This is a genomic window from Kitasatospora sp. NPDC058243 (genome assembly GCF_042882025.1).
Lineage (GTDB): Bacteria > Actinomycetota > Actinomycetes > Streptomycetales > Streptomycetaceae > Kitasatospora.
In genome coordinates this window covers 1-12,658 of sequence record NZ_JBHVWW010000009.1, presented here as the reverse complement: position 1 = coordinate 12,658, position 12,658 = coordinate 1, and the positions used below count along the sequence as shown (strand labels likewise).

At 72.9% G+C, this 12,658-nt stretch carries 12 protein-coding genes and 1 pseudogene; 8 read left to right on the top strand and 5 right to left on the bottom strand.

All coding sequences use genetic code 11. The features are described 5' to 3' along the window. Positions 1-121: 121 nt before the first annotated feature. Entirely contained in the window at positions 122-751 is a 630-nt protein-coding gene (locus tag ACFVX9_RS08935) for a dienelactone hydrolase family protein (RefSeq protein ID WP_063347223.1), read from the top strand. Between the two features lie 28 nt (positions 752-779). Here ACFVX9_RS08935 and ACFVX9_RS08930 read toward each other — a convergent pair whose 3' ends face one another. The 3 genes from ACFVX9_RS08930 to ACFVX9_RS08920 are packed head-to-tail and all read right to left on the bottom strand — an operon-like array spanning position 780 to position 3,339. Next, positions 780-1,493: a response regulator gene (locus ACFVX9_RS08930; RefSeq protein WP_387981105.1), complete on the bottom strand. Its 714-nt coding sequence runs from the start codon at positions 1,491-1,493 to the stop codon at positions 780-782. Beyond that, positions 1,490-2,752 carry a sensor histidine kinase gene (locus ACFVX9_RS08925; RefSeq protein ID WP_387981104.1) on the bottom strand — a complete coding sequence of 421 codons (1,263 nt, stop codon included), beginning with the start codon at positions 2,750-2,752 and terminating at the stop codon, positions 1,490-1,492. Before ACFVX9_RS08925 ends, ACFVX9_RS08930 begins: the two co-directional genes overlap by 4 nt. A 59-nt stretch (positions 2,753-2,811) precedes the next feature. Continuing rightward, positions 2,812-3,339 (bottom strand): GNAT family N-acetyltransferase, encoded by a 528-nt coding sequence (locus tag ACFVX9_RS08920; RefSeq protein ID WP_387981103.1) that lies wholly within the window; start codon positions 3,337-3,339, stop codon positions 2,812-2,814. Positions 3,340-3,883: 544 nt separating this feature from the next. Between ACFVX9_RS08920 and ACFVX9_RS08915 the strand changes: the two genes are divergently transcribed. From ACFVX9_RS08915 to ACFVX9_RS08895, 5 genes are read left to right on the top strand one after another with little or no spacing between them, the layout of a single operon-like run. Beyond that, the gene (locus ACFVX9_RS08915; protein WP_063347220.1) at positions 3,884-4,444 is read left to right on the top strand and encodes an RNA polymerase sigma factor; all 561 of its coding nucleotides are present in this window, start codon (positions 3,884-3,886) and stop codon (positions 4,442-4,444) included. Beyond that, positions 4,441-5,268 carry a zf-HC2 domain-containing protein gene (locus ACFVX9_RS08910; RefSeq protein WP_387981102.1) on the top strand — a complete coding sequence of 276 codons (828 nt, stop codon included), beginning with the start codon at positions 4,441-4,443 and terminating at the stop codon, positions 5,266-5,268. The genes ACFVX9_RS08915 and ACFVX9_RS08910 overlap by 4 nt, the downstream gene beginning before the upstream one ends. A gap of 32 nt (positions 5,269-5,300) precedes the next feature. Next, positions 5,301-6,113, top strand: coding sequence for an ABC transporter ATP-binding protein (locus ACFVX9_RS08905; RefSeq protein ID WP_380372115.1), 813 nt, complete (start codon positions 5,301-5,303; stop codon positions 6,111-6,113). Next, positions 6,110-7,510: a hypothetical protein gene (locus ACFVX9_RS08900; RefSeq protein ID WP_387981101.1), complete on the top strand. Its 1,401-nt coding sequence runs from the start codon at positions 6,110-6,112 to the stop codon at positions 7,508-7,510. Before ACFVX9_RS08905 ends, ACFVX9_RS08900 begins: the two co-directional genes overlap by 4 nt. Beyond that, on the top strand, positions 7,507-8,097 hold the full coding sequence (locus tag ACFVX9_RS08895) for a hypothetical protein (protein WP_387981100.1): 591 nt from the start codon (positions 7,507-7,509) through the stop codon (positions 8,095-8,097). Before ACFVX9_RS08900 ends, ACFVX9_RS08895 begins: the two co-directional genes overlap by 4 nt. Positions 8,098-8,163: 66 nt before the next feature. Here ACFVX9_RS08895 and ACFVX9_RS08890 read toward each other — a convergent pair whose 3' ends face one another. Next, entirely contained in the window at positions 8,164-9,120 is a 957-nt protein-coding gene (locus tag ACFVX9_RS08890) for an SDR family NAD(P)-dependent oxidoreductase (protein ID WP_387981098.1), read from the bottom strand. 138 nt (positions 9,121-9,258) lie between these two features. Here ACFVX9_RS08890 and ACFVX9_RS08885 point away from each other — a divergent pair, with 138 nt between their 5' ends. Continuing rightward, positions 9,259-9,852 (top strand): TetR/AcrR family transcriptional regulator, encoded by a 594-nt coding sequence (locus tag ACFVX9_RS08885; RefSeq protein ID WP_387981096.1) that lies wholly within the window; start codon positions 9,259-9,261, stop codon positions 9,850-9,852. 102 nt (positions 9,853-9,954) lie between these two features. On the opposite strand, the gene ACFVX9_RS08880 is transcribed toward ACFVX9_RS08885, so the two are convergent. After that, positions 9,955-11,946, bottom strand: a complete 1,992-nt coding sequence (locus ACFVX9_RS08880; RefSeq protein ID WP_387981094.1) for a ricin-type beta-trefoil lectin domain protein — start codon at positions 11,944-11,946, stop codon at positions 9,955-9,957. 343 nt (positions 11,947-12,289) lie between these two features. Between ACFVX9_RS08880 and ACFVX9_RS08875 the strand changes: the two are divergent. Next, positions 12,290-12,658 (top strand): annotated as a pseudogene (locus ACFVX9_RS08875) (two-component sensor histidine kinase); the annotation flags it as partial.

Sequence of the window (12,658 nt, the reverse complement as noted above, 5' to 3'; positions counted from 1 at the left end):
TAAAGTGTAGGTAAATCAGGTGACCTGACGATCCGTCGTGGAGCGGGCGGGTGTGGTTGCCTGGGGTGGGCGAGCGGGGGAGGCCGGGGCCGGCGGGCCGGGGAAGTCGGGTCGCCGGATCATGCGGGATCATGGGGGAGTACCCGCCCTCAGCTGCCGAAGGACCCCGACCGTGGCCCAGATCGTCCTCTTCCACTCCGCCCTCGGGCTGCGCTCCGCCGTCCACGCCGCCGCCGACCGGCTGCGCGCCGCCGGGCACACCGTGCACACCCCGGACCTGTACGACGGGCGGACCTTCGACGACATCGAGGCCGGACTGGCGTACCAGGAGGAGGTCGGCGGCAGCGAGGAACTGCTGCGCCGGGCCGTCACCGCCGCCGCTCCGCTGTCCGACGGCGGCCTGGTCTACGCGGGCTTCTCGCTCGGCGGCTCGCTCGCGCAGAACCTCGCCCTCGCCGACGACAAGGCCCGCGGCCTGCTGCTCCTGCACGGCACCTCCGACCTGCGCGAGGACGCGGCCACCGAGATCCCGGTGCAGCTGCACGTCGCCGAGCCGGACCCGTTCGAGACCGAGGACTGGCTGAACGCCTGGTACCTGGGGATGCGGCGGGCCGGGGCCGACGTCGAGGTGCACCGCTACCGGGGCGCCGGGCACCTGTTCACCGACACCGAGCTGGCCGACTACGACGCCGAGGCGGCGGAGCGGGCCTGGGCCATCGCGCTGGACTTCCTCGGCGAGCTGGATTCCTGACCGAGGGCGGGTGCCGGGGCGGGCCGGGTCAGCCGGCGAGCCCCGGCACCACCAGGCCGGACTCGTACGCGATCACCACGGCGTGGGTCCGGTTCTGCGCGCCGAGCTTGGTCAGCACGTTCCCGACGTGCGTCTTCACCGTCTCCAGACTCACCCTGAGCGACTCCGCGATCTCCGGGTTGGACTGGCCCGTGGCCATCGACCGCAGCACCTCCTCCTCCCGCACCGTCAACGCCGCCCGGGGCAACGCCTCGGCGGAGTCCAGCGGGCGGGCGGAGACCATCCGGCGCAGCGCCGCCGGGAAGAGGATCGCCTCCCCGGCCGCCGCCACCCGCACCGCCTCCGCGATCTGCCGCACCGGAAGCCGCTTCAGCACGAACCCGCTCGCCCCCGCGCTGAGCGCGGCGGTGACGTAGCCGTCGTTCTCGAAGGTGGTGATCACCACGACCTTCGGCGGCGCGGCCGACTCGGCCAGCAGCTGCCGGGTGGCCTCGATCCCGTTGCGGCGCGGCATCCGTACGTCCATCAGGACCACGTCCGGCCGCAGCCGCTGCGCCTGCTCGACCGCGTCGACGCCGTCGGCCGCCTCCCCGACCACCGTGATCCCCGGCTGCGCCGCGAGCAGGGTGCGCAGGCCGCTGCGGGTCACCTCGTCGTCGTCCGCGATCAGGAGGGTGACGGGGGTGCCGGTGGCGTTGCTCGGGGCGTCGGGCGCGGCGGCGGTGGGATCTGGGCCGGTCATGCCGACAACCGTACGGGCAGCCGGACGGCCAGCCGCCAGGCCTGGGGCCCGTCCGGCCCGGCCTCGATCTCGCCGTGCAGCAGCCGGACCCGCTCGGCCAGACCCGGCAGGCCGTGGCCGGAGGTCGGGAAGGCGCCCTGGCGCGGGCCCGCCCCGGTCCGGTTGGCCACGCTGAGCTCCAGGGTGTCCGGCCCGGCCGCCACCCGGACCTCGATCGGGCCGCCCGCTCCGTGCCGCAGCGCGTTCGTCAGCCCCTCCTGGAGGATCCGGTACGCCGCCCGGGAGAGCGTCCCCTGCACCTGCGCCAGCTCGCCGGACAGCTCCGGCTCCACCACCGCGCCGGCGTGCCGCAACCGTTCCAGCAGCTCGGGCAGGTCGGCCAAGGTCCGGGCCGGGGCCGCCCCCGACTCCTCCTCGCGCAGCGCGCCCAGCACGTAGTCCAGGTCCTCCAGAGCGGCCCGGGTCGACTCCTCGATGCTGCGCATGGCGGCCCGCGCCGCCACCGGGTCGGCGGAGAGCACCTCACCCGCCACCGCCGCCTGGATCGTGGCCGCCGTCAGGGTGTGCCCGATCGAGTCGTGCAACTCGTGGGCCAGCCGGTTGCGTTCGGCCAGCCGGCGCTCCCGCTCCGCCGCCAGCGCCAGCCGCTCGGCCGCCGACGGACCCAGCAGCTTCGGGGCCAGACCGCGCAGCGCGCCCGCCACCGCCGCGCACACCACCGGCGCCAGCAGCAGGCAGACCGCCGCCACCACCCAGCTCCAGACGCCCGTCAGCTGCACCGACCGGCCGGGCCAGCTCAGCCGGGCATCACCGGAGACCCAGCCGCCCGGCAGGGCCACGGCCGCGCCGAGCAGCACGAGGCTCACCAAGCCGCCCGCCCAGCCCAGCGCCACGTGCAGCACCAGCCACAGCGGGGTGCGCCAACGGTCGGAGCCGGAGGTGTCCGCCGCCCGGGCGCCGGACACCGGATCCGGCAGCGGCACCCTCAGCAGCCGGCGGACGCCGCCGATCAGCACCCGCCGGGTGGTGCGGGCCAGCCCGACCACGGCGAGCAGCGCCGCCCAGAACAGCAGGGTGAGCACCGCCCGTGCGAGGTAGGGGCCGGCCGGCCAGGCCATCATCGGCAGCATCGCGAACGGCAGTAGCGGCAGGCTCGCCAGCGCGCCGAAGAAGGCGAACAGCACACCCGAGTACGTGGAGCCGCGCAGCAGCGGCCGGATTCCCCTGATCATGATCACCAGTATTGCGGCGCAGCTCATGGGGGGCCTCCCCCGATCGGGGGAGCGTTCGCTCCGGCCTTCCTGCTTCGGCGGGACGGCTACGGCGAGGCGGCCCCGGCGGCATCGGCGCGGCCCCGGGTGAGCAGGCGGGTCGTGCTGCCGTCGTCCTCCGTGATGTCGCGGACGTGCCGGAAGCCGATCCTGCCCAGCAATGCCAGCGAAGCGAGGTTGGCGTCGGCGACCGTCGCGTGCACCTCGGCCAGCCCCAGGGCGGTGAAGCCGTAGTCGACGATCGCGGCCGCCAGTTCGGTGCCCAGGCCGCGGCCCCACGCCTCCGGGGCCAGCGCGTAGGCGATCTCGAAGCCCTCGACCACGGTGGTGGGCTTGATCTCGGCGTGCCCGACGAGGCGGCCGCCCTGCCGGACGGCCCAGACGTCGAACCGGTTCGAGGCGTACACCTGGGTGAAGATGCGGCCGAACAGGGCCCGGTCCTCGGCTTCGGACTGCGGGCCGTCGCCCATCCACCGGGACACCTCCCGGTCCTGGAACAGCGTCACGAAGTCCTCTTCGTCCGCGAGGACGTACGGGTCGAGCAGCAGGCGATCGGTACGCAGGGTCGGGGTCACGCCGGGCGACGGTACGGGGGCCGTCGTCCGCCCGGCAAGCGGTTTTCGGGAGGTTGGAGCGCCGGTGGCGATCGGGGAGTGCGAGCGGGCCGGTACCGGGTGGTCCTCGTGTCGGCCAGGCCGGTTCGGGACATGCTGCCGGTGTTCGACATCACCGTCGCGGCCGAGCCGGAGGCGGTGGCGGCCGAGATCGCGCTGCTGGCGCGGACGGCCGAGGACCGGTAGGGCGGCGGGGTGCTAGGTCCTGTCCGGCCGATCTTGCCGGGCCTGCGACGCCGGGCATCCCGCCTGGACGCACGCCCGAATCGCCCAAGTACGGCCCAGTACGAGGGCGATCCGGGCGCACGCCCAGCCGGGCGCCCAACGCCGCAGGCTGATCCGCCAAGATCGACCGGACAGGACCTAGCCACCGCAGGTGCCTGATCCGGGCGTCGAGGTCGCCGCAGCGCAGGAAGTCGGGTAGGCCGACTTCCTGCGCTGCTTTCATGTGACGCAGGTCACGTCGAATGCAGAACCTGCGCGCGGTCGCGGGCGTCTGGCTGGTGTGAGATCACGCAGGAGAGCACTGGACGAGCTGGACGAGGAACGCCTCGTCCGGCTGATCGCCAGAAGTGACCGCGCGGCGTTCGACGAGCTGTACCGGCGCACGTCGCCGTGGCTGGCGGTGCGGTTGCGCCGTCGCTGCGCGGACGAGCAGATCGTCGCCGAGGTCATGCAGGAGACCTATCTGGCGGTGTGGCGCGCGGCCGGCGCGTTCGCCGGGAGCGCCGTCGGCGGGACGGCCGTCGGGTGGCTGTGGACGATCGCGGCGCGCCGCCTCGTCGACGCCTTCCGGCGCCGTGCCCACCACGCCGAACCGCCGGTCGCCGCCGCCGAGCGGGCCGTGGTGCCCGCGGCGGAGGAGGAGGCGCTCGCCGGGACCGTCGGCGGCGACGTGGGCGACGCCCTGCGGCGGCTGGCGCCGGAACTCCGAGACGTACTGCAGGCGACGGTGCTCGACGGGCTCTCCGTCCGGGAGACCGCCGTCCTGCTCAGACTGCCCGAAGGCACGGTCAAGACCCGTGCCCGCCGGGCCCGGATCGCGATGCGGGAGGCGCTGGCATGAACGCGGAACACGCGTCGAGGCGGCTGATCGACGACTACGCGCGTGGTGACACGGCGATGGCCGCGGACACGGTGTGGGCACTGGAGGCCCACCTGGAGACGTGCGCGCCGTGCCGGAGCCTGCTGGCGGCCTCCGTGGCCACCGAGGCGCCCGGCGTCGCCGCGCTCGTCGACACCGTCCGGGCCGGTCTGGACGCGCAGTTGGACGCGGCCGTCGGGGCGCCCCGGAGGCGGCACCGCCCGACGTGGGTGTCGGCCTGGCTGACACCGGCCATGACCCCGTGGCTGGCGATGACCGCCGTCGTCACCCTGATGGCGATGCTGCTGGACGTGGCCGCGCCGGCGAAGGTCTTCGGCGGCTCCTCGATGGTGGCGCTGATCGCGCCCGTGCTGCCGCTGTGCGGTGTCGCCGCATCGTGGTCGCGCGGTCTGGACCCGGCGCACGAACTGACCGCCTCGACCGCCCGGGCCGGCCTGGCCCTGCTGCTCAGGCGCACCACCGCGGTCCTCGTGGTGGTCGTGCCCGGGCTCCTGCTGGGGGGATGGCTGACCGGGAACACGACGGCCGCGCAGTGGCTGCTGCCCTCCCTGGCCTTCACCTCCACCGCCCTGGCGCTGGGCAGCGTGGTCGGCGTGACCCGCGCCGCCGTGGGGCTGGTGGCCGCGTGGGGCGCTGCCGTCGTGGTGCCCACGTTCGTCACCGGCCGCATCCCCGCAGTCCTCGAACTCGCCCTGCACCGCGACCAGTTGCCCGTGTGGGGGCTGCTCCTCGCGCTCGGCGTCTGCGCCGTGATCACCCGCAGGGACGCGTACTCAACGCTGTGAAACCCATGTCCACCCTGGAAAGGGACCATCGCATGACGTATACGGCGAGCGCGGCCGACACCGCGCCGAAGACCTACGCCTGGGAGATCCGGGCCAGCGGCCTGAGGGTACGCGTCGGACGGAGCAAGATGGCCGTCGACGGGCTCGACCTCTCCCTGGGCATCGGCGCCCACGGGCTTCTCGGGCCCAATGGAGCGGGCAAGACCACCCTGATCCGGACGCTGGCCACCGTGCTGCGCCCCACCGAGGGCGAACTGGAGATGCTCGGCACCTCCCTGGGGGGCAGGGTGGGCGACCACCGGGCCCTGCGCCGCCAGATCGGCTACCTGCCGCAGGACTTCGGCTACTACAAGCGCTTCACGGTGCGCGAGTTCGTCGAGTACATGGCCTGGTTGAAGGAGGTGCCGAAGGCGGACATCCCCGGGGCCGTCCAGCGGGCCGTGGAACGGGTGGGCCTGGCGGACCGCGCCGACCACCGGATGAAGACCCTGTCCGGCGGCATGGTGCGGCGGGCCGGCATCGCCCAGGCCATCGTCAACTCCCCCGCGGTGCTGCTGCTGGACGAGCCGACGGCCGGCCTGGACCCGGCGCAGCGGCTGCGCTTCCGCGAACTGCTGCAGGACCTGGGCCGCGACACCTGCGTGGTCGTCTCCACCCACCTGGTCGAGGACGTCGCGGCCGCCTGCTCCGACGTGGTGCTGTTCGCCGACGGCCGCCTCGTCTTCCAGGGCACGCCGGACGAGCTCGGTGCCGCCGGCAGCGCCGACCACCCGGGCGACAGCCCCCTGGAGCGCGGCTACTCGGCGCTGCTCCGCAACTCCGGCCAGCAGGGGAGCGCCTGGTGAACGGACGTGTGCTGCGGACGGAGCTGAGGCGCTCCGCCGCCCCGTGGGCCGGCATCGTCGTGCTGGCCGGCAGCCTGGCGGTCTTCTTCCCGTTCGACGCGCTCTGGTGGCACGGCACTGCGGGGTGGACGGCCCAGTGGAGCACCATGGCCATGTGGACCCGGTCCCTGCTGGCCTTCTGGTGGCCGTTCGTGATCGGCATCGGGGCGGTGTACGGGCTGCGCGAATCCCGCTCGCGGATGACCGAGCTGCTGACGACCACGCCACTGCCGGCCTGGCGCCGTGCGGCGCTGCCGGCCGGTGCGATCGGGCTCGCGCTGGCGGTGGGCTTCGGTCTGCTGGTTCTGGTGGGCGGAGTCCAGGTGGCGGCCGGTCCGACCACCTACGCATCCCTCGGCTGGCTGCCGATCTCGCTGGTGGCGGCACTGTCCCTGGTCGCGGGCGCCGTGTTCGGCATGGGCGTCGCGCGGGCGCTGCCCTCCACCCTCACGCCGCCGGCCCTGGTGGTGATCGTCTTCGTGGGGACGGGCCTGTTCCTGCGCATGAACAACGAAGCGGCGGTGCCGACGGGCAGGGTGTCGAACCGGTTCGCCCAGCTGTCCCCGGCGACCGTGGAGCCGCGGCAGATGCTGCTGACCCTGTCCGGCTCCGTCCACCTCGGCCAGACGCTCTGGCTGCTCGGCCTGCTCGCCACCGGCTTCGCGCTGCTGGCGGCCGTGACCCGCCGGGCGCGGTTGCTCGCGGTGACTCCCGTCCTGGCCGGCCTGGGCCTGGCCCTGCTGGTGCTCCCGGCCGCCGCGCGCGACACCTACGTCGTCGACAAGGCCGCCGCGGCGCTGGTGTGCGACGGGCCGGTGTGCGTGACGCAGGCGAGCCGTTCACACCTCGCCGAGCTCGCGCAGCGCAGCAAGGAGGCGATGCCCGTGCTGCACGACGCCTTGGGCGACAAGGCGCCGACCTCGGTGCGGGAGGACACCGCGCTGCACGAGCTCGCCGCGCCACGCGAACTCTCCGCAGACGTGCTGCTGGTCGACTTCAACGACCGGATGCTCGCCGATGCGAAGGGTGACAAGCTGACCCGCGCGCTGATCGCCAGGGGCCTGGCGCCGAGCTGCTACCCGGACAACGACAAGGAGGGCGGGGGGAGCCACGACATCCCCGCCCAGAGCATCGCCGTGAGCTGGGCCCTCCACGACACCCAGCTCCAACCGCTGCAGGAGAAGGGCACCAGCCGGTACGCGCTCGAAACCTGGGCCGAGGCCGACCTCGCGTGGCAGAAGCTGATGGCGCTGCCGCCGGCCGAGCAGCGCTCGCGGATCGTCGAGCTGCACGCCGCCGCGCTCTCCTGCGAGGGGTACAAGCAGGTTCCGAAGCTGGCCGGGGGAGCGTCGCGATGAGGTGGCTGATGCTGTACGCGCGTTCACGGCAGGTGTCCACGTCGGCCGCCGCAGTCGCGCTCACCGCGCTGGTGGTGTGGGCCTTCAACCGGGGCGGCGGCACGGATGGGATGGACGCGGACGCGATCAACCCGATCGTGTACTTCGTGCTCGCCGCGAGCGTGGCGGCCGGCTCCGTCGGGCTCGGCGGGCAGGACGCCGCACTGGACAGGACGGCCGCGATCCGGTGGGCGCCCCGCCGGGCGGCGCACGCGCTGCTGATCGGCTTGGTCACGGGTGCGGCGCTGCTGGCGGTCCAGGCGGTGGGGCCGAGGTTCGCCCCCACCGAGGTCGTCGTCCGGGACACCGCGGGCCTGGCCGGCCTGGCCGCGCTCGGGGCGGTGCTGTGCGGGGCGCACCTCGCCTGGACCCTGCCGACCGCTTGGCTCGCGTTCGCCGTCCTCTCCCCGCCGCTGCCGCCCAACACCGTGGGGAAGGCGTTCGGTTGGATGTCCTACCCCCCTGGCACGGAGGCGTCGACCTGGACCGCGGTGGCCCTGCTGGTGACCGGCGCCGGGGTCTACGCCCTGGCCGGGCCGCGCAGGTAACGGGCCCGCCCCGCGCCCCGCTTCCCCCAGGCTCGCCGGGGGAGCGGGGCGTTCTGCTGCGGGCCGTCAGTCGCGGCTGCCCAGGGTGTCGCGCGAGACCTGCCAGAGCAGGGCGGCCGCCTCGGGGTCGAGGGCGTACTCGGAGACGCCGCTGCGGGCGCTGAGCTCGCCGCGGACGGCTTCGTTGCAGTCCTCGAAGTAGCGGCCGCTGACGCCCGCCAGCAGCGGCGAGGCCGCGAGCAGGACGGACGTCGCCGCGCCCTGCTCGGTGGTCTTCCACAGCAGTTCCGCGCCGTTGGCGGCCTGGGCGCGCAGCCGGTCGAGCTCCTCCTCGGAGACGTGGCGCTGGAGGGCGGTGCGGATGCCGCCGGGCATCAGGGCGTTGACGGTGATGCCGTCCGCCGCCCAGCGCTTGGCGGCCTCGACCGCGAACAGGACGTTGGCGGTCTTGGACTGGCCGTAGGCGGACCAGGGCTCGTAGGCGCGCTCGCGGAAGTGGATGTCCTCGAAGACGACGGGGGAGCGGTGGTGGGCGCTGGAGCTGACGGCCACCACGCGGGCGCCGCCGTCCCGGGCCAGGGCCGCGTGCAGGCCGGTGGCCAGCGCGAAGTGCCCGAGGTGGTTGGTGGCGAACTGGAGCTCCCAGCCCTCCGGCGTGCGGAGCTCGGGCGAGGCCATCACGCCGGCGTTGTTGACCAGGATGTGCAGGGGCCCGTCCCAGGCGGCGACGAACGCGGCGACGGAGGCCTGGTCGGCCAGGTCCAGCGGCGCGACCCGGAGGTTCTTGTTGCCGGTGGTCGCGGTGATGTCCTCGGCGGTGCGGGCGCCGGCGTCGAGGTTGCGGACCGCGAGGGTGACCTGCGCGCCCGCCGAGGCGAGGGCGCGTGCGGTCTCGACGCCGATGCCGGAGGCGCCGCCGGTGACGACGGCGCGGCGGCCGGTCAGGTCGACGCCGCAGATGACCTCGGCGGCGGTGGACTCGGCGCCGAAGGGGGTGGTGAGGCGCGGGGCGCTGGCGTTCATGATCGTTCCCGTCTGGTTGGGTGACCGGAGCTGGGGTGCGCGGGAGGGTGCGGCCGGTAGAGTGGAAACCGGAGGGCCCTCCGCATGTCTCCAGGTTAAGCGGAGGATCCTCCGCTTGCAACCCGAGGAGGACCAGCCGTGACCACCGCCGACCCCCGGCCGCTGCGCGCCGACGCGCGCCGCAACCGCGACCGACTGATCGAAGTGGCCGCACGGGCCTTCGCCCAGGACGGACCGGACGCGACGCTCGGAGCGATCGCCAAGGAGGCCGGCGTGGGCATCGGCACCCTCTACCGGCACTTCGCCACCCGCGAGGAACTCGTCGACGCGGCCTACCGCAGCGAACTCGCCAAGCTGTGCGACTCCGCCGCGGAGCTGCTGGACGGCACGGAACCCGACGCCGCATTGCGCGCCTGGATGGACGGCTTCGTCCGCTACATGACCACCAAGCGCGGGATGTCCGACGCGCTGCGCGCGCTCATAGCCTCCGGCGGGAACCCCTTCTCGCACAGCCGGGCGATGCTGACCGCCGCGATCACGCAACTCCTGCGGGCCGGGGCCGAGTCGGGCGTGCTGCGCGCCGACGTCGAACCGGAGGACGTGCTGTTCAGCCTCAGCGGCCTGTCCATGGCCGCGACGACCCCCGAGCACCACGCCCGGATGGAACGCCTCCTCGACCTCCTGATGGACGGCCTGCGCTACCACTCCGCCTCCGGGCGGGGCGTCGGCTGAGAACGGCCGAAGGGCGCCAACCGTACGGCTGGCGCCCTTCGTTCTTCGTCCTTCGTCCTTCGTCCTTCGTCCTTCGTCGTGACTGCGGCCTGGTGCGGCCGGTCAGAGGAGCTGGAAGGTCCACTCCTGCTTCCAGCCGCCCTCGCAGCTCCACACCCCGAGCTGCTTGAAGTCGGAGTCGTGGGTGAGGCAGTTGTCGTCGTCGATCTGGACCCGGTACTTGCCGTTGCCGAGGCCGACGAACTGCCACTTCTGGTTGGAGGTGCCGCCCCACGCCTGCTGCTCGGCGACGTAGGTGTCGGGGTTCTCGGTGAGGTTGTACCCGAGGTCGTTGACGATCCGGTAGCGGTCCCCGCCCAGCGGCTTGATCGTCCAGGTGGACCCCTTGTACCCCAGGATCCCGCCCACGATCGGCGCACCCCAGGTCGAGGTCTCGGTGGGGGCCGACGCGCCCAGGCCGTTGGAGAGCTTCAGGAACAGCGGGCGCTCGGTCGGGACGGTCGGCTTGGTGTCCGGCTTCGGGTCCGGCTTGGGCTTCGGGTCCGGCTTCGTCGGGGTGGTCGGGTCGGTCGGGGTGATCACGCCGCCGGAGGTGGACTCCAGCACCCACGCCTGCTGCCAGCCCGACTTGCACGTCCACACGCCGAGCTGCTTGAAGTCCGCGTCGTGGGCGAGGCAGTCGTCGTCGGAGATCCGGATCTGGTACTTGCCGTTGCCGACTCCGACGAGCTCCCACTTCTGCTGGGAGGAGTTGCTCCACGGCTGGAGTTCAGCCATGTAGTTGCCGTTCTCGGTGAGTTCCAGCCCGTACGAGCTGGTGATCCGGTAGCGACCGCCGCCGACCGAGGTGAGCTTCCACTTGGACTCGTTGCCACCCCGGAGGCCGGGGACGACCGGCGCGCCGGCGGAGCCGCTGACCGGGACGGCGCCCAGGCCGTTGTCGAGCTTCAGGTACACGTCGGCGCCATTGTTGCCGCCGCCTCCGCCGGGCGTGGGTGGGTTGGTGGTCGGCGGGGTGCCGCCCCAGGCCCAGTTCTGGTTGGGCGCGTCACGCCGGTCCTCGGAGCCGCAGGCCCAGGCCGCCACCGTGCTGCCGTTGGAGGTCCGGCCGTTGAAGTCGTCGATGCAGACGTCCTTGGACCGGTCGTCCATGTCCGTCATGTGCCGGAAACCGCCGCTGGCCGACATGTTCCAGCGCTGGCCGGGGATCTCCAGGCAGTCCCAGACCTGGAGCTTGGTCCCGTTCGCGGTCTTGTTGGCCTCCAGGTCGAGGCACTTGCCGTTGGCCGCCTGGAGCTTGTACCCGTTGTAGGTCCACTTCTGGGCGTCGCTGCCGTTGCACTCCCACATCTGCACGGGGGTGCCGTTCGCGTTGCCGTTGCCGTTGACGTCCAGGCAGGCGTGGTAGCCGGGGCTGGAGTCGGGGGTCAGGCTGCCGGTCCTGGTGCCGTAGCCGGACCGCGCGGGGAAGTGGATGCTGCGCACGTCGCCGTCGCACTTGTAGGGCCGCGCGGTGCCCGCCCGGCAGGTCCACGGCTCCTTCTTGACGGTGTCGCCGTCGTTGCCGATGAACGCCCAGTTCATGTACCCGCCGTCGCCGCGGTTGCGGAGGGTCGAGTCCCCCTGGAAAACCCAGATCCGGAATATGTCGTAGCCGGAGGGCTCCTTCTTCTCCTTGTCCATGAAATGGTTGAGCTTGTAGGTGGTGTCGATCAACACCCCCTTCATGTCGGACTTGTACTCGTTCTTGAACCACTCGGTGTCGTACAGGTCGGTGCCCACGGTCTTGAACACCATGACGTTGAACCCGGGAAACTTCGCGCTCAACTTCGACGCGGTGCTCTGGGTGAACTCCGCGTTGTCCAGCTTGTTGAGGTTGGCGGCGTTGCGCATGAGCCTGATCGTGTCGAAGGCGGAGCTGATCAGCGCGGTCATGCAGTTGCCGCCGCCCGGCGAGGCCGGGGTTCCACAGGTCTTGTCCGCGTGGAGGGGCGGCTCCGGCGCGGCCTGGGCCTGTGCGGTCAGGCCGGAGACCATGGCGACTGCGGCGATCCCGCAGGCCAGGGCGCGTTTGAGGCGGGACAGGGGTTTCATATCGGATTCATCTTTCTGGTCGGCAAGGATGGATCGTAGGTTCCGGAATCCTCCGTCTCGCGACTCCATACGGAATCCATATGGCGAGCCGGGAGGTCTTGACGCCTTTTCACGCACCGCCCCGGAACGGTGGACTCCGCGGACCGAACTCAATGCCGTGGCCGACCTCGGAAAGGTCAAGGACCCACCCTGGGCCGGTCAAGTCGGTGCCCCCTGCGGCTCTTCGGGGAGTCGATCGACCAGTGCTGCTCTGCCGAACGGCAGATGCCTGACGATCCGTCATGTGCTGGGGGGCGCACCGTTCCTCCGTCGTGCGTAGGCTCGGCCCGTGCAGACCGAACTGATGCCTGACACGCGTCGCCGCCGCGCGGTGTGTGCGGCGGCGACGGCAGTGGTCGCGGCCCCGGCGGCGATCGCCCCACCGAGTGCGTGGACCGGGGCCGTCGTCGCCGTCGCGGCGATGGCGACCGCGATCCTGCGCCGCCCGCTGGGCCCGGTCGCCCCCGTCCTGGCGGCCGGCCTGGTCGCGGGGCTCTCGCTCGTCGCGGACGCCGTCCATCCCGGACCGCAGGGGTTGGTGCTGTCGTGGCTCCCGGTCGAGTTCGCGGCCATGCTGGTGCTGGCCGGGAGGGTGATCCGGCGGGCGCCGGTCCGCCAAGCCGCCCTGGTCGGTTCGGCGTTGGCGCTCGCGCTGATGGCGCTCCCGCTGCGC

Coding starts and splice junctions, on each gene's coding strand:
- ACFVX9_RS08935 (WP_063347223.1), top strand. CDS start 122: ATGCGGGATCATGGGGGAGTACCCGCCCTCAGCTGCCGAAGGACCCCG.
- ACFVX9_RS08930 (WP_387981105.1), bottom strand. CDS start 1,493: ATGACCGGCCCAGATCCCACCGCCGCCGCGCCCGACGCCCCGAGCAAC.
- ACFVX9_RS08925 (WP_387981104.1), bottom strand. CDS start 2,752: ATGAGCTGCGCCGCAATACTGGTGATCATGATCAGGGGAATCCGGCCG.
- ACFVX9_RS08910 (WP_387981102.1), top strand. CDS start 4,441: ATGAACGCGGAACACGCGTCGAGGCGGCTGATCGACGACTACGCGCGT.
- ACFVX9_RS08905 (WP_380372115.1), top strand. CDS start 5,301: ATGACGTATACGGCGAGCGCGGCCGACACCGCGCCGAAGACCTACGCC.
- ACFVX9_RS08895 (WP_387981100.1), top strand. CDS start 7,507: ATGAGGTGGCTGATGCTGTACGCGCGTTCACGGCAGGTGTCCACGTCG.
- ACFVX9_RS08890 (WP_387981098.1), bottom strand. CDS start 9,120: ATGAACGCCAGCGCCCCGCGCCTCACCACCCCCTTCGGCGCCGAGTCC.
- ACFVX9_RS08880 (WP_387981094.1), bottom strand. CDS start 11,946: ATGAAACCCCTGTCCCGCCTCAAACGCGCCCTGGCCTGCGGGATCGCC.